The 19116-nt window shown below is 69.4% G+C and carries 19 protein-coding genes; 6 read left to right on the top strand and 13 right to left on the bottom strand.

Annotated features, from left to right (window positions below; translation table 11 throughout):
• Positions 1 to 120: 120 nt before the first annotated feature.
• Positions 121 to 723 carry a TetR/AcrR family transcriptional regulator gene (locus ACJ7VY_RS11915; protein ID WP_104939332.1) on the bottom strand — a complete coding sequence of 201 codons (603 nt, stop codon included), beginning with the start codon at positions 721 to 723 and terminating at the stop codon, positions 121 to 123.
• A gap of 182 nt (positions 724 to 905) precedes the next feature.
• On the opposite strand from ACJ7VY_RS11915, the gene ACJ7VY_RS11920 reads away from it, so the two are divergent.
• The 3 genes from ACJ7VY_RS11920 (at position 906) to ACJ7VY_RS11930 (ending at position 4810) form a co-directional block, all read left to right on the top strand.
• Complete coding sequence (locus ACJ7VY_RS11920; protein WP_409475685.1) at positions 906 to 1796, top strand: alpha/beta fold hydrolase; 891 nt, start codon at positions 906 to 908, stop codon at positions 1794 to 1796.
• Positions 1793 to 4264, top strand: coding sequence for an acyl-CoA dehydrogenase (locus tag ACJ7VY_RS11925; protein WP_409475686.1), 2472 nt, complete (start codon positions 1793 to 1795; stop codon positions 4262 to 4264). The genes ACJ7VY_RS11920 and ACJ7VY_RS11925 overlap by 4 nt, the downstream gene beginning before the upstream one ends.
• A gap of 69 nt (positions 4265 to 4333) precedes the next feature.
• The gene (locus ACJ7VY_RS11930) at positions 4334 to 4810 is read left to right on the top strand and encodes a hotdog fold domain-containing protein (RefSeq protein WP_409475687.1); all 477 of its coding nucleotides are present in this window, start codon (positions 4334 to 4336) and stop codon (positions 4808 to 4810) included.
• 423 nt (positions 4811 to 5233) lie between these two features.
• On the opposite strand, the gene ACJ7VY_RS11935 is transcribed toward ACJ7VY_RS11930, so the two are convergent.
• The gene (locus tag ACJ7VY_RS11935) at positions 5234 to 6535 is read right to left on the bottom strand and encodes an NTP/NDP exchange transporter (protein WP_240212169.1); all 1302 of its coding nucleotides are present in this window, start codon (positions 6533 to 6535) and stop codon (positions 5234 to 5236) included.
• Positions 6536 to 6643: 108 nt separating this feature from the next.
• On the opposite strand from ACJ7VY_RS11935, the gene ACJ7VY_RS11940 reads away from it, so the two are divergent.
• On the top strand, positions 6644 to 8248 hold the full coding sequence (locus ACJ7VY_RS11940; protein ID WP_409475688.1) for a GMC family oxidoreductase: 1605 nt from the start codon (positions 6644 to 6646) through the stop codon (positions 8246 to 8248).
• A gap of 125 nt (positions 8249 to 8373) precedes the next feature.
• Positions 8374 to 9786: a serine hydrolase domain-containing protein gene (locus ACJ7VY_RS11945; RefSeq protein WP_409475689.1), complete on the top strand. Its 1413-nt coding sequence runs from the start codon at positions 8374 to 8376 to the stop codon at positions 9784 to 9786.
• A gap of 316 nt (positions 9787 to 10102) precedes the next feature.
• On the opposite strand, the gene ACJ7VY_RS11950 is transcribed toward ACJ7VY_RS11945, so the two are convergent.
• From ACJ7VY_RS11950 to nudE, 10 genes are all read right to left on the bottom strand, one after another.
• A complete protein-coding gene (locus ACJ7VY_RS11950) occupies positions 10103 to 10570 on the bottom strand; it encodes a hypothetical protein (protein ID WP_409475690.1) in 468 nt (155 codons plus the stop codon).
• Positions 10571 to 11457: 887 nt separating this feature from the next.
• Positions 11458 to 11853, bottom strand: coding sequence for a glycine cleavage system protein GcvH (gene gcvH / locus ACJ7VY_RS11955; protein WP_104939340.1), 396 nt, complete (start codon positions 11851 to 11853; stop codon positions 11458 to 11460).
• A gap of 86 nt (positions 11854 to 11939) precedes the next feature.
• The gene (gene gcvT, locus ACJ7VY_RS11960; protein ID WP_313232723.1) at positions 11940 to 13046 is read right to left on the bottom strand and encodes a glycine cleavage system aminomethyltransferase GcvT; all 1107 of its coding nucleotides are present in this window, start codon (positions 13044 to 13046) and stop codon (positions 11940 to 11942) included.
• A gap of 84 nt (positions 13047 to 13130) precedes the next feature.
• A complete protein-coding gene (locus ACJ7VY_RS11965) occupies positions 13131 to 13562 on the bottom strand; it encodes an NfeD family protein (protein ID WP_409475691.1) in 432 nt (143 codons plus the stop codon).
• A 3-nt stretch (positions 13563 to 13565) separates the two neighbouring features.
• Positions 13566 to 14534, bottom strand: coding sequence for an SPFH domain-containing protein (locus ACJ7VY_RS11970; RefSeq protein ID WP_104939343.1), 969 nt, complete (start codon positions 14532 to 14534; stop codon positions 13566 to 13568).
• A 64-nt stretch (positions 14535 to 14598) separates the two neighbouring features.
• Positions 14599 to 14901: a DUF962 domain-containing protein gene (locus ACJ7VY_RS11975; protein WP_104939344.1), complete on the bottom strand. Its 303-nt coding sequence runs from the start codon at positions 14899 to 14901 to the stop codon at positions 14599 to 14601.
• Positions 14902 to 14940: 39 nt separating this feature from the next.
• A complete protein-coding gene (locus ACJ7VY_RS11980) occupies positions 14941 to 15270 on the bottom strand; it encodes a YnfA family protein (RefSeq protein WP_240212307.1) in 330 nt (109 codons plus the stop codon).
• Positions 15270 to 16046, bottom strand: coding sequence for a nucleoside triphosphate pyrophosphohydrolase (gene mazG, locus ACJ7VY_RS11985; protein ID WP_409476812.1), 777 nt, complete (start codon positions 16044 to 16046; stop codon positions 15270 to 15272). Before mazG ends, ACJ7VY_RS11980 begins: the two co-directional genes overlap by 1 nt.
• Before the next feature lie 50 nt (positions 16047 to 16096).
• Positions 16097 to 16903, bottom strand: coding sequence for a 3'(2'),5'-bisphosphate nucleotidase CysQ (gene cysQ / locus ACJ7VY_RS11990; protein WP_240212173.1), 807 nt, complete (start codon positions 16901 to 16903; stop codon positions 16097 to 16099).
• A complete protein-coding gene (gene nudE / locus ACJ7VY_RS11995) occupies positions 16900 to 17448 on the bottom strand; it encodes an ADP compounds hydrolase NudE (protein WP_240212174.1) in 549 nt (182 codons plus the stop codon). Before nudE ends, cysQ begins: the two co-directional genes overlap by 4 nt.
• A gap of 124 nt (positions 17449 to 17572) precedes the next feature.
• Here nudE and ACJ7VY_RS12000 point away from each other — a divergent pair, with 124 nt between their 5' ends.
• Entirely contained in the window at positions 17573 to 18307 is a 735-nt protein-coding gene (locus ACJ7VY_RS12000) for a 16S rRNA (uracil(1498)-N(3))-methyltransferase (RefSeq protein WP_161613526.1), read from the top strand.
• A 325-nt stretch (positions 18308 to 18632) separates the two neighbouring features.
• On the opposite strand, the gene ACJ7VY_RS12005 is transcribed toward ACJ7VY_RS12000, so the two are convergent.
• Positions 18633 to 19103: a chemotaxis protein CheW gene (locus ACJ7VY_RS12005; RefSeq protein WP_104939346.1), complete on the bottom strand. Its 471-nt coding sequence runs from the start codon at positions 19101 to 19103 to the stop codon at positions 18633 to 18635.
• Between the last annotated feature and the right edge of the window lie 13 nt (positions 19104 to 19116).

The raw sequence follows: 19116 nt of genomic DNA on the forward strand, positions 1-19116 counted from the left end.
TCAGCGTTTGAAGCAACGGCCCCGAAAGGGGCCGTTGTCTTTTTGCAGGAGGCAGAACGCGGCGAAGACACAAAAAAGCCGCGACATGCGCGGCTCTTCCATCGTCCATCACGCCTGCATTCAGCCGTTCGGGATCAGCGTCTCGATCACGTGCTCGACGTAGGATTCGAATTCCTCGCGCGCCTGCTTCGGTTGCTGCAGCTGCAGCGACAGCTGCAGGAAGCCCACGTAGGCCGCGTAGGCCAGGCGCGCGCGGTGGCGGGCGTCGGTGGAGCTGAGGCCGGCCTGGCGGAACGAGGCCATCAGGTAGTCCAGGCGTCGCTGCGAAACGCGGTCGATCACCGGACGTACCAGCGGGTTGTCCAGCGCCTTGAGCAGCTCGCTGTAGATCACGTGCGGCGTGACCTCGTGCGCGACCAGCTGGAACAGCGCGCGCAAGCGGGTGCGCGGGTCGGGTACTTCCTCCAGGCTGCCGAACACCTGCTGCTGCTCGACCAGCTCCCAGCGTTCCAGTGCGGCCTGCAGCAGCGCGTCGCGCGAGGGAAAGTGCCAGTAGAAGCTGCCCTTGGTAACGCCAAGGCGGCGGGCCAGCGGCTCCACCGCCACCGCGCCGACCCCCTGCTCCGCGATCAGGTCCAGGGCGGCCTGGGCCCAGTCGTCCGCACTGAGGCGGCTGTTGCGTGTACCGCGGGGTTCCGCCGGGGAAGCTGAAGATTCGTTCATCCGTTGATTTAACCATACGCCGGGGACTGGATGCAGTATGCGCCGCGCTGGCGGGCGGCGCGACCACGCGACGAGACCGCCAAAGCCATGTGACGCAGGGCGTTACGATCCATACCCATCAGTATTGACAGGCGTCCGGGCGAATCCATACTATCGGGTACGGTTTTCTCCCTGTGAGCCCCATGCACGCGCAAGACACCCGCCTGGAAGGTGCCCACGGCATCGGACTGGCCGCCACGAAAGCCCCTGGAAACAAGCCGCCGATCCTGTTCGCGCACGGCTTCGGCCAGACCCGCGGCGCGTGGACCACGACTGCCGCGGCGCTGCATGCCGCCGGCCACGCCACGCTGGCCTACGATGCGCGTGGCCATGGCGGTTCCGATTGGAATCCGGCCGGGCTGCCGTATCACGGCGAGCAGTTCACCGACGACCTGATCGTGGTCGCAGGCGAACTGCCGCGGCCACCGGTGTTGGTCGCCGCGTCGATGGGCGGGCTGTTCGGGCTGATGGCCGAGGCGCGCTGGCCGGGGCTGTTCGCGGCGATGGTGCTGGTGGACATCACCCCGCGCTGGGAAACCCGCGGGGTCGAGCGCATCCTCGCCTTCATGAGCGCGCACCCGGATGGCTTCGCCTCGCTGGAAGCGGCCGCCGACAGCATCGCCGCCTATATGCCGCATCGCCCGCGCAAGAGCGACGATGCCCTGCGCGGCTTGCTGCGCCCCACCGGCAGCGGCCGTTGGAGCTGGCACTGGGATCCGAGGCTGGTGGAGGAACTGGCGCGCGACAGCGAACAGCACCAGGATGCCATCGCCGAAGCCGCGCGCCGCGTCGAATGCCCGTTGCTGCTGGTCAGCGGTGGCCGCAGCGACCTGGTCAGCCCGCAGACGGTGGCCGAATTCCTGGCGCTGGTGCCGCACGCGCAACACGTGCATCTGGCCGACGCCACGCATATGGTGGCAGGCGATGACAACGACGCGTTTACCGCCGCCGTGTTGAACTACCTGGACGCACTGCCCCCGGCTTCCGCCGCCGCGTCCACCCGAACCGAGCACGTTACCGGAGCAAGTCAATGAGTACTGTCGTTCCCTTCCTAGCGCTGCTGCTGGCAGCCGCCTTCGTCGCCTATCACCGCATGCGGCTGGTCGCCTGGACGGTGATCGGCGCCGTACTGCTGGGCATCTGCTGGTTCGCGGGCATCAACCCGACTGCGGTCATCGTCGCCGCGGCGATCCTGGCCGTGGTCAGCGCGCTGGTGCTGCTGCCGTTCCTGCGCAAGCCGCTGATCACCTCGCCGTTCATGGGGGTGTTCCGCAAGGTGCTGCCGCCGCTGTCCAAGACCGAGCGCATCGCGCTGGAGACCGGCTCGGTCGGTTTCGAGGGCGAGCTGTTCACTGGCGATCCGGACTGGCAGAAGCTGCTGGACTATCCCAAGCCGCAGCTCACCGCCGAAGAGCAGGCATTCCTGGACGGCCCGGTCGAAGAACTGTGCCGGATGGTCAACGACTGGGAAATCACCCATGTCCACGCCGACCTGCCGCCGGAACTGTGGGATTTCATCAAGAAGAACAAGTTCTTCGGCATGATCATCCCCAAGCAGTACGGCGGCCTGGGCTTCTCCGCGCTGGCCCACCACAAGGTGATCCAGAAGCTGGCGTCGATCTCCAGCGTGGTCAGTTCCACCGTCGGCGTGCCCAACTCGCTGGGCCCGGGTGAACTGCTCAACCATTACGGCACCCAGGAACAGAAGGACTACTACCTGCCGCGCCTGGCGGCGGGCATCGAGGTGCCCTGCTTCGGCCTGACCGGCCCGTTCGCCGGCTCGGATGCCACCTCCATCCCCGACTTCGGCATCGTCTGCAGGGGCACCTGGAACGGCGAGGAAGTCCTCGGCCTGAAGCTGACCTTCGACAAGCGCTACATCACCCTGGCGCCGGTGGCCACGCTGATCGGCCTGGCGTTCCGCATGTACGACCCCGACGGCCTGCTCGGCGACACCAAGGACATCGGCATCACCCTGGCGCTGCTGCCGCGCGAAACCCCCGGCGTGGAAGTCGGCCGCCGCCACTTCCCGCTGAACTCGCCGTTCCAGAACGGCCCGATCCGCGGCAAGGACGTGTTCATCCCGCTCAGCCAGATCATCGGCGGCCCGGACAAGCGCGGCCTGGGCTGGAACATGCTCAACGAGTGCCTGGCCGTCGGCCGCTCCATCACCCTGCCGTCCACCGCCTCGGGCGGTGCCAAGGCCGGCGCGGTCATCACCGGCGCGTACGCCCGCATCCGCAAGCAGTTCGGCCTGTCGGTCGGCCGCTTCGAGGGCGTGGAGGAAGCGCTGGCCCGCATCGGCGGCAAGGCGTACAAGATCAGCGCGCTGTCGCAGGCCACGGCGGCGGCGGTGGACCGCGGCGACGTGCCGTCGGTGCCGTCGGCCATCGCCAAGTACCACTGCACCAACATGAGCCGCGAGTGCATCAGCGACATGATGGACGTCATCGGCGGCAAGGGCATCATCCTCGGCCCGCGCAATTTCGCCGGCCGCAGCTGGCAGGCCGCGCCCATCGCGATCACCGTGGAAGGCGCCAACATCATGACCCGCAGCCTGCTGATCTTCGGCCAGGGCGCGATCCTGTGCCATCCGTGGGTGCTCAAGGAAATGAAGGCAGCCCAGGACGAGGACCGCAAGGCCGGCCTGCGCGAGTTCGACCAGGCGCTGTTCGGCCATGTGCGCTTCGGCATCTCCAACGCGGTGCGTTCGTTCTGGTTCGGGCTGACCGGCGCGCGCTTCGGTGCCGCCCCGGGCGACGCCTACACCCGCCGCTACTTCCGCAAGCTGGACCGCTACTCCGCCAACCTGGCGCTGATGGCCGACATCTCGATGATGACCCTGGGCGGCAAGCTGAAGTTCAAGGAATCGCTGTCCGGCCGCCTGGGCGACGTGCTCAGCCACATCTACATGACCAGCGCGATGCTCAAGCGCTACCACGACGAAGGCGCGCCGACGGCCGACCAGCCGCTGCTGGCGTGGGCGTTCCATGACAGCGTGCACCGTATCGAGGAGGCACTGTCGGCGGCGCTGCGCAACTTCCCGATCCGCCCGATCGGCTGGCTGATGTGGGCGCTGATCTTCCCGTTCGGCCGCCGCGCCGAAGCTCCCGGCGATCGCCTGAGCCGGCGCGTGGCCGCCACCCTGATGTCGCCCAACGAAGCCCGCGACCGGCTGGCCAAGGGCGTGTTCCTGACCCCGTGCGAGAACAACCCCGGTGGCCGCATCGCCAGCTACCTGACCAAGGCGGTCATGGCCGAGCCGGTGGAGCGCAAGTTCCTCAAGGCGCTCAAGACCAAGGGCATCGAGGCGTTGACCTTCCCCGCACAGCTGGACGAGGCGGTGGCCGAAGGGGTCATCACCCAGGACGAGCGCACCCTGCTGGAGGAACTGCGCGCGATCACCCTGGATACCATCACCGTGGACGACTTCGATCCGCATGAGCTGCGTGCCGCGTCGTATTACGACCACCACGGCCGGCAGCCGCAGCAGGTGGCCTGAACCGGGCCATCCGACGCAACCGCAAGACGGCGGGCACCTGCCCGCCGTTTCCCTGTCCAGGAGGCGACGATGAGCCCCCCATTGCTGACGCTGTACCGGCGCCTGTCGCGCTGGCCAGGCGGGCGCTGGCTGTTCACCCGCGCGGTGTGCTTCAAGGCGCCGTATTTCGCCAGCATTTCCCCGCGCATCACCCTGCTCGCGGACGGCCGCTGCGAAGGCACCCTGGCCGACCGCCGCAAAGTGCGCAACCACATCGGCACCGTGCATGCGATCGCGCTGTGCAACCTGGCCGAGCTGACGGCCGGACTGATGACCGATGCCTCGCTGCCGGCCGACATGCGCTGGATTCCCAGGGGCATGGAGGTGCGCTACCTGGCCAAGGCGCGCGGCCCCCTCAAGGCCGTGGCGGTGCCGGAACGCCCCATCGCCAGCGCCCCCGCCGGTTACGAACTGCCGGTGCGGGTCGGCATCAGCGATGCGGCGGGCGCCGAGGTGTTCACCGCCCGCATCGCGATGTGGGTGTCGCCTCGCCGCGCAAACGGCTAGGCCACGAACGCCGCCGAACGGGCCGTGCGCCTGGGCGGCGTGCACGGCCTGCGCTCGGCGGCCTCCCACCTGGCCTGGTGGAAGTGGTTCGCCCGAAAACGCGAGCTCGCCCGCAACAGCCTGGCCAAGCGCACGGTCATGCAGATCCCCGTTCCGCGTCGGGTCCACGTCTTCGCCGGTATGCGCGCGCTGGCACTGGTCTTCGGCCGCGAACCGCACGCCACGCCGCTTGGACCGGCGCTGCACGGACTTGTGGCGTTGTTCTGGACGTGGCGCATGCTGGAGCGGTCGGCATCGCGGCGCCTGCATGGCTGGCATGCGCAGTTGCTGAGCGTGGTGTCCGCACTGGACGCGGCGCTGCATGCCGCGCCGCTGGCGCTGGCCTGGGACGCACCATGGACCGGCGCGCGCCCGGCAAAGCCATCAGCGGGCGGGCGGCGCCTCCGGCGCCGGCACGCCCTCGGGGCGACGCGACAGCCGCCAGCCGATGCCCGCCGCGATCACGGCCGCGGCCGCACTGACGCCGGCGAAACCGGCAGTGCCCATGCCCAGCACGCGCAACCAGTTCATGCCCAGCGCGATGGACATGTCGCCGAACCGCCATACCGCCGTGTCCACCGCATTCTGGCCCTTGTAGCGCACGCTGCGCGGCACCCGGGTGTACAGGCTGTGCCGCGCCGGCTCGGCCATGCCGTAGGCCAGGCCGCGACTGACGATCAGTGCGATCGCCACCGCCGGCATGCCCATCAGCAGCGGCGCGTGCGGGTCACGGGCGAACAGCACCAGCGACAACGCGCCGACGCTGACCAGCGCCCAGATCATGATGACGATGCCCGGCCCCTTTCGCGGCAGCAGCCAGCGGGTGAGGGTGAGCTGGGTGATGGCGGTCAGCACGTTGCCGGCCAGGTCGATGTTGGCGGCAAAGCGGGTGCGCGCCACCGCGTCGGCGAACGTGGCCCCGGAGTAATCGGTCACCAGCGCATAGTTCACCGTGCCGATGCCGTCGGCCAGCAGCAGCAGGATCGACATGTTGCGGATGAACGGATCGGCGAACACCTGCTTGAGGCCGTCGAACATGCCACCGCCGACCGCGGCCTCGTGGCCGGGTTCGTGGCGGCGCGCGCCATGCCGCCGCGCCCAGCGCCCCAGGGCCACGACGCACCCCAGCGCCAGGCACAGCAGTGCCGCCGAGACCACCAGCAGCGGCGCCACGCCGATCACGCCCACCAGCGAACGGGTCAGCATCGGCCCGGCGACCGCGCCCACCGTGCCGGCCACGGCGATGACCGGGAACAATCGCCGCGCCTGCGCGCTGTCCCAGATGTCGGACATGAAGCTCCAGAACACCGACACCACGAACAGGTTGAATACGCTCACCCAGACGAAGAACGTCACCCCCAGCGTCTTCGGCCCGAGCAGCTCCGGCCACGCGAACAACGGCACGAACCCGAGCAGGCAGGCGATGAAGAACACCTGCACCACCGGCATCACCACCCGCCGCGGCCAGCGCGTCACCAGCGCGGCGAACAGCGGCGACAGCAGCAGGGTGCCGATGAAGGTGGCGCCGTAGAACCAGGGCAGCTGGGTCGAGCCGACCGCGGCGGCCAGCTGCTCGCGCAGCGGACGGATCACGTAGTACGCGGCCAGCACGCAAAAGAAATAGGCGAAGGACAGCGCAACCGCCAGCCGCTCCCCCGCATGTACCCTGCCCTGACCGGACCGCATCGGCCTGCACCTGTCGCCACAAAGCGCGCACGGTATCCGATGCACTGCAACATCGCCAGTGCGGGCGTTCTTCCCGGCTATGCTGGCGATACGCCAGGGGGAAGCGCGATGCGGGAATTCGACTACATCATCATCGGTGCCGGTTCGGCCGGCTGCGTGCTGGCCAACCGGCTCAGTGCCGATCCGCAGCTGCAGGTACTGCTGGTCGAGGCCGGCCCGCGCGACCGCCACCCGTTCATCCACATGCCCGCCGGGCTGGCCCGGCTGGTCGACAACCGCCGCCTCAACTGGAGCTACCACACCGAACCGGAGCCGCAGCTGCAGGGACGGCGGCTGTGGTGGCCGCGGGGCAAGGTGCTGGGTGGGTCGAGCTCGATCAACGCGATGTGCTACGTGCGCGGCGTCGCCGGCGACTACGACCGCTGGGCCGCCGTCGGTGCCAGCGGCTGGGACTGGGCCGGCGTGCTGCCGTGGTTCCGCCATGCCGAATGCAACAGCCGTGGTAGCGACGCGCTGCACGGCGACGCCGGCCCGTTGCATGTTTCCGACCTGCGCCACGTCAATCCGCTCAGCCATGCCTTCGTCGACGCCGGCGTGCAGGCCGGCCATCCGCACAATGCTGACTTCAACGGGCCCACCCAGGTCGGCGTGGGCCTGTACCAGGTGACGCAGAAGCAAGGCGCGCGCTGTTCGTCGGCCGCCGCCTATCTGGCGCCGGTACGCCAGCGCCGCAACCTGCACGTGCTCACCGGCGCACAGGTCGAGCGCATCCAGGTCGACGCCGGCCGCGCGCATGGCATCGTGCTGCGCCAGGGCCGGCAGCGGCAGCACCTGCACGCACGGCGCGAGGTGCTGCTCAGCGCCGGCGCGGTCAACTCGCCGCAGCTGCTGATGCTTTGCGGCATCGGCCCGGCCGATGCCCTGCGCGCCCACGGCATCGCGGTGCGGCTCGACCAGCCGCAGGTGGGTGCCAACCTGCAGGACCATCTGGATATCTGCACCCTGTACCGCACCGTTCCCGGTGTCAGCTACGACCGCGCCAGCGAGCTGAAGATCGCGTTCGACTGGTTCCTGCGCGGCCACCGCGGCGCCGGCAGCAGCAACATCGCCGAAGCCGGCGGCTTCGTGCGCTCGCGCTTCGCCGCCGACGAGCGTGCCGACATCCAGTTCCATTTCGTGCCGGCGATGCTCGACGACCATGGCCGCCACCGCCTGCCCGGCGACGGCTACACCCTGCACGCCTGCTACCTGCACCCGCGCAGCCGCGGCCACATCGCGCTGGCCGGCGCGGACCCGTCGCTTGCGCCACGGATCCATGCCAACTACCTGGGCGACGACGACGGCTTCGACCTGAAGATGATGATCGAGGCCGCACGCCTGAGCCGCGACCTGCTGCGCCAGCCCGCGTTCGACCGCTGGCGGCGCGCGCCGATCTTCCCCGCCCGCGAGGACCTGGACGACGCCGGCCTGGAGGCGTTCATCCGCGCCAAGGCCGAGACCATCTACCACCCGGTCGGCACCTGCCGCATGGGCAGCGACGACGCGGCGGTGCTCGACCCGCAACTGCGGCTGCGCGGCGTGGACGGACTGCGCGTGATCGACGCCTCGGCGATGCCCACGCTGGTCAGCGGCAACACCAACGCGCCGGTGATCATGATGGCCGAGCGTGCGGCGGCGTTGATCCTCGATCCGCAGGCCGCCGCGCCGCGCTGAGCGGTGGTCGGGCTGCAAAACCGAGCAATATCAAGATGATGCCTATTCATCTTCTCCCCGTTTGTGCAATCCAGAAAAGCGGCGCTAGAATCGGCGACAGCCTTAGCTAGCAGGCATCGATCACGATGAAAGAGAACAGCAGACGCCGGCGTTTCCGTCCGGTGGCATCGGGATTGCTCGGTGTGTTGATGCCCTTCGCACTGTCGACCACCGCCCAGACGCCCACCGCGCCGCAGCCGCTGCCTGCATCGGCCCCGCCGCTGCCGGTGAACCTCGAGAACGCGCCGATGCAGTCGCCGACGCAGCCGATGCCCTACCGGGTGGCGCTGCGCCCGGACCAGGTGCAAGCCCTGCCCGAGGGCTTCAATGTCGCCGCCATCGAATCGATGGCCGAACAACTCACCTACGGCAACCGCGTGCCCGGCATCGCGATGGCGATCGTGCACAACGGCCGCGTGCTGTCCACCCGCGGCTTCGGCGTCACCGACATCGGCAATCCGCAGCCGGTGGACGCGCACACCGTTTTCCGCCTGGCATCGCTGTCCAAGGCCTTCGCCGGCACCATGGCCGGGCTGCTGGTCAACGACGGCACCCTGCGCTGGGACAGCAAGGTCACCGACTACGTGCCCGGCTTCCAGCTGGCCACGCCCGAGGCCACCGGCCGGCTGACCGTGGCCGACGTGCTCAGCCACCGCGTCGGCCTGCCGTACAACGCGTACGACCGCGACATCGAGGCCAACGCCGACTACTACACGCTGACCCGCAAGCTCGCCAGCGCGCCGCTCAAGTGCGAGCCCGGCGAATGCTACGCCTACCAGAACGTCGCCTTCAGCCTGATCGGCGACGTGGTCTATGCGGCCTCGGGCAGCTTCTACGAGCAGGCGGTCGAGCGCCGCATCTTCAAGCCGCTGGGCATGAACGATGCCAGCCTCGGCCTGGCCGGCATCCAGGCCAGTCCGCGCTGGGCGCGCCCGCACGTGCGCAGCCGCAACGGCTGGGTTTCGCTGTCGCCCAAGCCCACTTACTACCGGGTCGCCCCGGCCGCCGGGGTCAACGCCAGCGCCAGCGACATGGCGCAGTGGCTGCTGGCGCACACCGGGCATCGCCCCGACGTGCTGCCGGCACCGCTGCTGGCGACCCTGCACGCACCGCTGGTCAACACGCCGGGCGAGATGCGTTCGGGCTGGCGCCGCCAGCGGCTGGACTCGGCCGGCTATGCACTGGGGTGGCGCGTGTTCGACTACGCCGGCCATACGGTGGTGTTCCACGCCGGCGCGGTGCAGGGCTACCGCGGCCTGGTCGCGCTGCTGCCCGAGCGCGATCTCGGCATCGCGGTGATGTGGAATGGCGAGAGCAGCGTGCCCAGCGGGCTGATGCCGACCATCCTCGACCGTGCCCTCGGCCTGCCGACGCAGCGCTGGCTGGACGTCGACACCGACTTCGGCAGCGACAACCTGATGGCGGACGAGACCCCGGCCAATCCGCCGCGTGGCAGGAAGGGCGTCGCCTCCGACCGGGCCACCGCGTCTCCGCATTGACCCGGCGCCCGGGGGACACACCGACAAGGCGGCTTCGGCCGCCTTTTTCGTTGCTGCGTCTCCGGCACCCGGCGTCGCGCGGCGTCGGCGCACCTGCGCCTGCCGCCAGCGCCGATGGAGCGGCGCGGGCGGCAGGCGATGCGTCGCGTCACCGCGCGACCGCGCGGCCGTTCGCCGGCAGATGTCCGCGGCGGTGCCTGTCGTCCCCGCTACCAGGCGTCACCCCGGCCGCGCCTGGGTGACGCGCGCGCATAAAAAAACTCCCTCCCCGCTGGGCAGTCGGGGAAGGAGTTCCAGGTACAGCTTCAGCGCTGGATCAGATCAGCGGCGCCGGGGTGGCCGGAAGCGCGACCGGAGCCGCCTTCTTCTTGCGGGCAGCCGGCTTCTTCTTGGCAGCAACCTTCTTGGCGGCCGGCTTCTTGGCAGCAGCCTTCTTCGCGACCTTCTTCACCGCCTTCTTGGCGGTCGCCTTCTTGGCCGTAGCCTTCTTGGCGACCTTCTTCACCGCCTTCTTGGCGGTGGCCTTCTTGGCGACCTTCTTCACCGCCTTCTTGGCGGTGGCCTTCTTCGCCGCCTTCTTCACCGCCTTCTTGGCGGTGGCCTTCTTGGCGACCTTCTTCACTGCCTTCTTGGCGGTCGCCTTCTTGGCAACCTTCTTCACTGCCTTCTTGGCGGTGGCCTTCTTTGCGACCTTCTTCACTGCCTTCTTGGCAGCAGCTTTCTTCGCGACCTTCTTCACCGCCTTCTTGGCGGCCGGCTTCTTCGCAGCTTTCTTCGTGGCCATTGGATGGCTCCTCGTCAGTGATCTATGGAATTGAAATGCCCAGTTGAAGCAAATCCGCGGTGTATCGCGGAGGACCGACGATGCGTCAGCCGCATCGTGACGGATACAGAAACACCCGCAACGATTCCCGCCACGGGTGCCATGTCTTGTTCGGGGGGTGTTTCGCGGAAGGAAGCGACTCCTGCTCCACCATCCGTGCAATCGTGGCGGACGTCCAGGTTGTGCTTCGCATCTGAATGTTGATCCGGCTCACTCGCTTCCGCAGCAAAGGTCTGCTGGGCGAAACCTAATCACGGTTTTTTTTACTGTCAACTACCCGCGCGCAACTTTTTTCGGAAAGCTTCACACCAACCGTGCCGGCAACGCCCGCCATTGCCGCCCGCACATCCGGCGACGCCGCCGCATGCACTGCGCACGCCATGTCGGCGCATGCGAAAAACACCGTAAAAAAAGCACTATTCGTTCGCGGCGCGCACGCACCGCGGCGCCGGGCGCACAAACGCCGACGCCGCGACCGCGGTTCCGGGCGTGTGAAAAAAAAATGGCGGCGCGACCTGGTTTGGTTGCGCCGCGAGCGTGCCCGCGCGCATCGCGGGGAAGGTTTTGCGCAAACAATCGGCGCCTGCCGGAGCCATCGCGGGCGTCCGCGCCGATCACGATGGTCGCCACCGGTTGTCGCTTCGCCGGGCGCCCGGGCATCGCGCGTCGACGCGCACGGGCGACAACCGCACATCACCGAACCAGGCGATGGACGCCGCCGTCGCGGCGCCGACCGTGCGCGTGCATCGACGGCATGCCGGCCAGCGACACGCTGCCAGCGACGCGGGGCGATGAAAAAAGAAACGGCCGCACGAGGCGGCCGTTCCGGTGGGCGCGAAGCAACCGGATCAGTGGTCGTCGTTTTCCAGCAGCTCGGCGTAGTCGTCCGGCCCCAGCAGCTCGTTCACCTGCTCCGGCTCGGACATCTCCACGACGAACAGCCAGCCTTCGCCGTAGGCGTCCTCGTTGATGGTTTCCGGCTTGTCGGCCAGGGCTTCGTTGACTTCGACCACGGTGCCGGACACCGGGCTGTACACGTCGGAGGCGGCCTTGACCGACTCGACCACGGCGGCGGCGTTGCCGGCCTGCACCGTGTCGCCCACGGCGGGCAGTTCGACGTAGACCAGGTCGCCCAGCAGGCCCTGCGCGTGGTCGGAAATGCCGACGGTGACGCGGCCATTGCCTTCGACGCGGGCCCATTCGTGGGATTTGAGGAATTTGAGGTCGCCGGGGATCTCGCTCATGGAACTGCTCCGAAGAAACGGTGGACGGGGTGGATGCGTAGTTTAACGGACGGCGCGGGGCGGTGCCCCGCGCGGCCGCGGGATTGTCAGGCGTTGATGCCGGGCTGCGGCTGGCCGTCGCGCACGAACGGGAACTTGACCACGCGCACCGGCACTTCCTTGCCGCGGATGTCCACGCGCACGTCGCCCGGCTCGCCGGCCGGCACCCGGGCGAAGGCGATCGCCTTGCCCAGCGTCGGCGAGAACGTGCCGGACAGGATCTCGCCCTCGCCGTTGGCGGTGAGCACCTTCTGCCCGTGGCGCAGCACGCCCTTGTCGTCCATCACCAGGCCGATCATCTGCCGTGCGTTGCCGGCGGCCTTCTGCGCTTCCAGCACGTCGCGGCCGATGAACGCACGGCCCTCGTCGAGGGCGACGGTCCAGGCCAGCGCGGCTTCGTAAGGGGTGACGCCCTCGTCCATGTCCTGGCCGTAGAGGTTCATGCCGGCTTCCAGGCGCAGCGTGTCGCGCGCGCCAAGGCCCGCCGGCTTGACGCCCGCGGCCAGCAGCGCGTTCCAGAAGCCGACCACCGCCGCCTGCGGCAGCAGCACCTCATAACCGTCCTCGCCGGTGTAACCGGTGCGTGCCACGAACAGCGGCACGCCATCGACGGAAGCGACGTCCAGCGCGGCGAAGCGGCCGAGCTTGTCCAGCGCGGCACGGTCGCCCTCGGCGACCAGGCCGGCGACCAGCGCGCGCGCCTGCGGCCCCTGCACCGCGACGATCGCCAGGTCCTCGCGCTCGACCACTTCCACGTCGAATGCCGCAGCATGCTGGCGGATCCAGGCCAGGTCCTTCTCGCGGGTGGAGGCGTTGACCACCATGCGGAAGAAATCGTCGGCCAGGAAGTAGACGATCAGGTCGTCGATCACCCCGCCCTGCGCGTTGAGCATGCACGAATACAGCGCCTTGCCGGTGACCTTGAGCTTGTCGATCGAATTGGCCAGCAGCTGGCGCAGGAACTCGCGGGTGCGCGCGCCCTTCAGGTCGACCACGGTCATGTGGCTGACGTCGAACATGCCCGCGGCGCGGCGCACCAGGTGGTGCTCGTCGATCTGCGAACCGTAATGGATCGGCATGTCCCAACCGCCGAAATCGACCATCTTGGCGCCGAGCGAGCGGTGGGTTTCGTTGAGGAGAGTCTTCAGGGTCATGGCCGTTCCATGCAAGGAAAGCGGCCATTATCCCAGATGGCCCGGGCCGCGCCCATGGCGGCGCGGAACCCGCGCCGCCCTGCCTCAGGCGTCCTGCACCTTCAGCGTCATGCCGTCCACCGCCACCACCCGCACGCGGCTGCCGGCGGGCAGGTCCGGGCCGGCCACGACCCAGAACGCATCGTCGACCTGGGCCCGGCCGACGCCGTTGGCGATGGCCTGGTCCAGCACCACCACCCGGCCGATCAGCTGCTCGGCGCGGCGGTTGAGCAAGGGTTGGTCGCTGGGCCGGTCACGGCGGCGGAACCAGGTGCGGTAGACTTGGATCGAGACGAAGCTGAGCACCACGAACAACACCACCTGGGCCAGCACACTGAACCCGTCGAACGCCCACACCGCAAGGAACACGGCGGTGGCGGCGAAGCCCATCCACAGCATGAATGCGCCCGGCGCCATCGCCTCGGCGGCGAACAGCAGCACCGCCAGCGCCGCCCAGCCCACTACCTCCCAGCGCATGGCTCAGCGCCCCAGCGGCGGCGGGTTGCCGCGCGACGGCGATGCCTTGCGTTCTTCCTGCCGGGCAAAGGCCTCGCGGGCCAGTTCGGCGACACCGGCGATGGAGCCGATCACGCCGCTGGCCTCCATCGGCATCAGCACCAGCTTCTGGTTGGGCGAGCTGGCCAGTTCGCGGAAGGCTTCCACGTACTTCTGCGCGACGAAGTAGTTGATCGCCTGCACGTCGCCCTGGGCGATGGCCTCGGACACCATCGCGGTGGCCTTGGCTTCGGCCTCGGCCAGCCGCTCGCGCGCCTCGGCGTCGCGGAACGCGGCCTCCTTGCGGCCTTCGGCTTCCAGCACCGCCGCCTGCTTCTCGCCGTCGGCGCGCAGGATCTCGGCCTGGCGCAGGCCCTCGGCCTCCAGGATCTGCGCGCGCTTCTCGCGCTCGGCCTTCATCTGCCGTGCCATCGAATCGACCAGGTCGCGCGGCGGCTGGATGTCGCGGATCTCGATGCGGTTGACCTTGATGCCCCAGGGATTGGTGGCATGGTCGACCACGCTCAGCAGCTGCGCGTTGATGGTCTCGCGCTGGCTCAGCGATTCGTCCAGGTCCATCGAGCCGATCACGGTGCGGATGTTGGTCTGCACCAGCGCGATCATCGCCACCTCCAGGTTGGCGACCTCATAGGCGGCCTTGGCCGCGTCCAGCACCTGGAAGAACACCACGCCGTCCACCCGCACCACCGCGTTGTCCTTGGTGATGACTTCCTGGCTGGGCACGTCCAGCACCTGCTCCATCATGTTGACCTTGCGGCCGACGCCATAGACCACCGGAATCAGGAAGTGCAGGCCCGGCGACATGGTGTGGGTGTAGCGGCCGAAGCGCTCCACCGTCCATTCGTAGCCCTGCGGCACCATGCGCACCGTCTTGAACAGCACGATCGCACCGCCCACCAGTATCACCGCCGCGAGAAAAAAACCGCCGCCCATCAGTACGCTCCTTGTGAATTCGATTCGTCGGGTTGCCGGCCCGAGTATAGCCAGCCGGCGCCGGCTAGAACGGCAGCCGGCCGCGCAGTACCGCGGCGAACATCACCCAGTCGCCGACGAACGAATACAGCGGGTGGCTGAATGTGGCCGGGCGGTTTTTCTCGAAGAACAGATGCCCGGCCCAGGCGAAGCCGTAACCACAGCCCAGGGCGGCCAGTGCCCACGGCCAGCGCCCGCTCAACAGCGCCGCCAGCAGGCACAGCAGGGCGGCGGCGCTGCCCAGCACATGCAGCCGGCGGCAGGTGCGGTTGCGGTGTTCGCTCAGGTAGAACGGATAGAACTCGCGGAAGCTGCCGAAACGGGCCATGACGCATCCCTCGACGGGCGATGCGCGCAGCATAGCGCCCTAGGCCGCGCCGGCGCGGGGACCGGTCATGATCACGCCCATGCCGAGCAGGCACAGCCCGGCGCCGAGCAGGTCCCACCGGGTCGGCGCGATCCCATCCACGCGCCACAGCCAGAGCAGTGCGACACAGACGTAGACGCCACCATAGGCGGCGTAGACACGGCCGCTTGCGGTGGGGTGCAGGGTCAGCAGCCAGGCGAACAGCGCCAGGCTGGCCGCCGCCGGCAACAACAGCCAGGCGCTGCCCTGCTGGCGCAGCCACAACCACGGCAGGTAGCAACCGACGATCTCGGCCAGCGCGGTCACCGCGAACAGCGCCAGGGTCTTGATCACGGCGTGTCCTGTTCCCCGCGCTTGACCGCCTGCCACAGCGCTTCCTGCTGCGCCAGGTCCAGCGCGGACATCACCTGCCCGCGCGCGGCGGCCAGCGCCTCCATGGCACGGAAGCGGCGCTCGAACTTGATGTTGGCGCGGCGCAGTGCGCTGCCCGGATCCACCCGCGCGTGGCGGGCCAGGTTGGCGCAGACGAACAGCAGGTCGCCGATCTCGTCCTCCAGCCGCGCGTGGCGGCCGGGATGCGCGGCGCTTTCGAACTCGGCCTGCACCTCGTCGACCTCCTCGCGCAGCTTGTCCAGCACCGGCGCAACGTCGGGCCAGTCGAAGCCGGTACGCGCCGCGCGTTTCTGCAGTTTCAGCGCGCGCTGCCATTCGGGCAGGCCGCGGGCGATGCCGGCCAGCGCCGAGTCGTCGGTATCGCCGGCGTCGGCGCGCTCGCGCTGCTTGATCTGCTCCCAGTTCTCCACCACCTGGCCGGCGTCGTCGGCCCGGGCATCGCCGAACACGTGCGGGTGCCGGCGCAGCAGCTTGGTGCTGATCGCCGCGACCACGTCGGCGAAGGCGAACGCGCCCTGCTCGCTGGCCATCTGCGCATGGAACACCACCTGCAGCAGCAGGTCGCCCAGTTCGTCCTTGAGCCCGGCCAGGTCGTTGCGGTCGATCGCGTCGGCGACCTCGTAGGCTTCCTCGATCGTGTACGGCGCGATGCTGGAGAAATCCTGCTGCAGGTCCCACGGGCAGCCGCCCTGCGGATCGCGCAGGCGCGCCATGATCCGCAGCAGGGTGGCGACGTCGCCCGGCTCGCCCAGGTCGCCGGCGCTCACGGCGCGGCCACCCAGTCGCGCCACGGCAGCGACGGGTCGCCCAGCGCGATGAAGTCGCCATTGAGCAGGCGCGGCCGGCGGTTGTAGTGGAACGGCTCGCCGGTATCGGCGGCCAGCAGCACGCCACCGGCCGCTTCCAGCACGCATTGTCCGGCGGCGGTGTCCCACTCGCTGGTCGGCCCCAGCCGCGGGTACACGTCCAGCGTGCCCTCGGCGATGCGGCAGAACTTCAGCGACGAGCCCTGCGCCACCAGTTCGATCTCGCCCATGCGCGCGAGCAGTTCGCCGGTGCGCGCATCGCGGTGCGAGCGGCTGGCCGCCACCCGCAGCGGCAGCGCCGGCGGCCGCCGGGTGAGGATGGCATCCTCGCGCCCCCCCTCGCGGCGCCACGCGCCATCGCCGCGCAGGGCGTGCCAGACGACGTCGGTGACCGGTGCCTGCACCACGCCGAACACCGGCACGCCCTCGCGGATCAGCGCGATGTTGACGCTGAACTCGCCGTTGCGCTTGATGAACTCGCGGGTGCCGTCCAGTGGATCGACCAGCCAGTAGTCCTGCCACTGGCGGCGCGCCTCCCACGGCAGCTGCGCCGATTCCTCCGACAGCACCGGCAGGTCCGGAGTCAGCTGCGACAGGCCGTGCACGATCACGTGGTGCGCGGCCAGGTCGGCGCTGGTGAGCGGGCTCAGGTCGTCCTTGTGGGCGACGTCGAAACCATCGGCATAGACCTGCATGATGGCCGCGCCGGCCTGCCGCGCGATGCCGATGACGGCCTCGCGCAGCGACGGATCGAGGACGCTCATGGCGCCTTCCCCAGCCATTCGCGGGCAATGAACAGGGCCGCCAGCGAGCGCCCCTCGGAGAAATCCTCGCGCAGCATCAGCGCGTCCAGCTCGGCCAGCTTCCAGGGCACCACTTCCAGCTCCTCGGGTTCGTCGCCGGCAAGGCGCTCGGGGTAGAGATCGCGCGCCAGCACCAGCCACGACTGGTGGCTCATGTAGGTCGGCGCCAGGGTCAGCGTACGCAGCACGTCGATGCGGCGGGCACCATAGCCGGCCTCTTCCTTGAGCTCGCGGTCGGCCGCCTGCTGCGGGGTTTCGCCGGCGTCGATGCGCCCTTTCACCAGCCCCAGTTCGTAGCGGTGCAGGCCGGCGGCGTATTCACGCACCAGCAGCACGGTGTCCGCGTCCAGCATCGGCACCACCACCACCGCGCCGTGGCCGCGGCTGACCAGCCGCTGGAAATGCCGACGTTCGCCGTTGGAGAACTCCAGGTCCAGGTGTTCCTGGTGGAACGGGCCGATGTCCTCCCCGCGCACGCGATGGATGAGCGGCAACCGGCGACTCATGCGGGGCTCCGGGCGGAGGACGGGCGGATCGCTAGAATGCGCACTGGCAGATACGTTTCCATGAGCCCGAAATGCTAGCAGACCCCGCCGCCGCGACGATGACCCCGCCCTGCCGGAGCCGCGCATGCGCCTGACCCGCTGCCCCGTGGCACTGCCGCTGCACGCCGGGCAGACCGTGACCCTGCCCGAGGACGCCGCCAACCACCTGGTGCGGGTGATGCGCCTGCGCGAGGGCGATGCCTGCGTGCTGTTCAACGGCGACGGCAGCGACTACACGGCGACGCTGCTGGCGGTGGGCAAGCGCGAGGTACAGGTACGGATCGACGCCACGCAGGCGCTGGACAACGAATCGCCGCTGGCGATCACCCTGCTGCAGGGCATCGCCCGCGGCGAGAAGATGGACCTGATCCTGCAGAAGGCGACCGAGCTGGGCGTGACCGCGATCGTCCCGGTCAACGCCGAGCGTACCGAAGTGAAGCTGGATGCCGCGCGCGCGGAGAAGCGCATCGCGCATTGGCGCAGCGTGATCGGCTCGGCCTGCGGCCAGTCCGGCCGCGCCCGCATCCCGGCGCTGTCGGCCCCGCAGGCGCTGGCCACGGCGGCGGCAGCGCTGCCGGCGCAGAGCCTGCGCCTGACCCTGGATCCACAGGGCGCACACCGGCTGTCGGCGCTGCCGCCGGCGCCGGCCGGCGGGGTGGTGATCGCCATCGGCCCGGAAGGGGGCTGGTCGCCACGCGACCGCCAGCAGTTGGCCGACGCCGGCTTCCAGGGGCTGCAGCTGGGGCCGCGCATCCTGCGCACCGAGACCGCGGGGCTGGCCGCCATCGCCGCACTGCAAGCGCGGCTGGGCGACCTGTAGGAGCCCACGGCGGTGCGCGGTGTACTGCATGGCGCACCGGGGATGCGCGGCCTGCCCCGCCTGCAACGCCACCTGATCGACCTGTAGGAGCGCACGGCGGTGCGCGGTGTGCTGCATGGCGCACCGGGGATGCGCGGCCTGCCCCGCCTGCAACGCCACCTGATCGACAATGCCCGTGCGGGGCAAGCCCCGCACCTACGGCGCAGATGGCAGCCTGGCGCGTATTGCCGGTGATCGTGCCCACGTAGGTATCGTGGCGCTTGCCCCACACGCGGACCTGCCGGCAATGCCCGTGCGGGGCGGGCCCCGCATCGATGGGGTGGCTTCAGGCCACCGCCGCCAGTGCGGCGACCACCGCGCTTTCGATCGCGTCCAGGTCCGGCAGCAGCGCGCTCTGTTCGCCCAGCAGCACGCGCATGTGCACGCCCTGCGGCAGGCTTTCCTCGGAAGCGTCGGCGAGCAGGCCGTCGCGCGGCACCGCGATCAGCTGCGGGAAGGACTGGGTCAGCAGCGCGAAGTACGGCATCTCCGGGTTGCCGCCCAGCGCCTTGAGCACCACCACCTTGTTGCTGCCGGAGACCGGCTCGTCGCCGCCGTTGAAGCGGGCGTAGGACAGCAGCGGCACTTCCCAGCCCTGCCAGGCGATGTAGCCGGCCAGCCAGTCGGGGGCGCCCTCGATGGGCTGCACCGGCACCCGCGACATCATCTCGGCGACGGTGGCATTGGGCAGCAGCACGCGCTCGGCGCCGGCCTGGATCAGGACGCCACGGACTTCATCGTTGCTTGCATAACTCATGGTCGGTTCCTTG

This window comes from Stenotrophomonas sp. Y-13, from assembly GCF_046267925.1.
Classification (GTDB): domain Bacteria; phylum Pseudomonadota; class Gammaproteobacteria; order Xanthomonadales; family Xanthomonadaceae; genus Stenotrophomonas; species Stenotrophomonas acidaminiphila_A.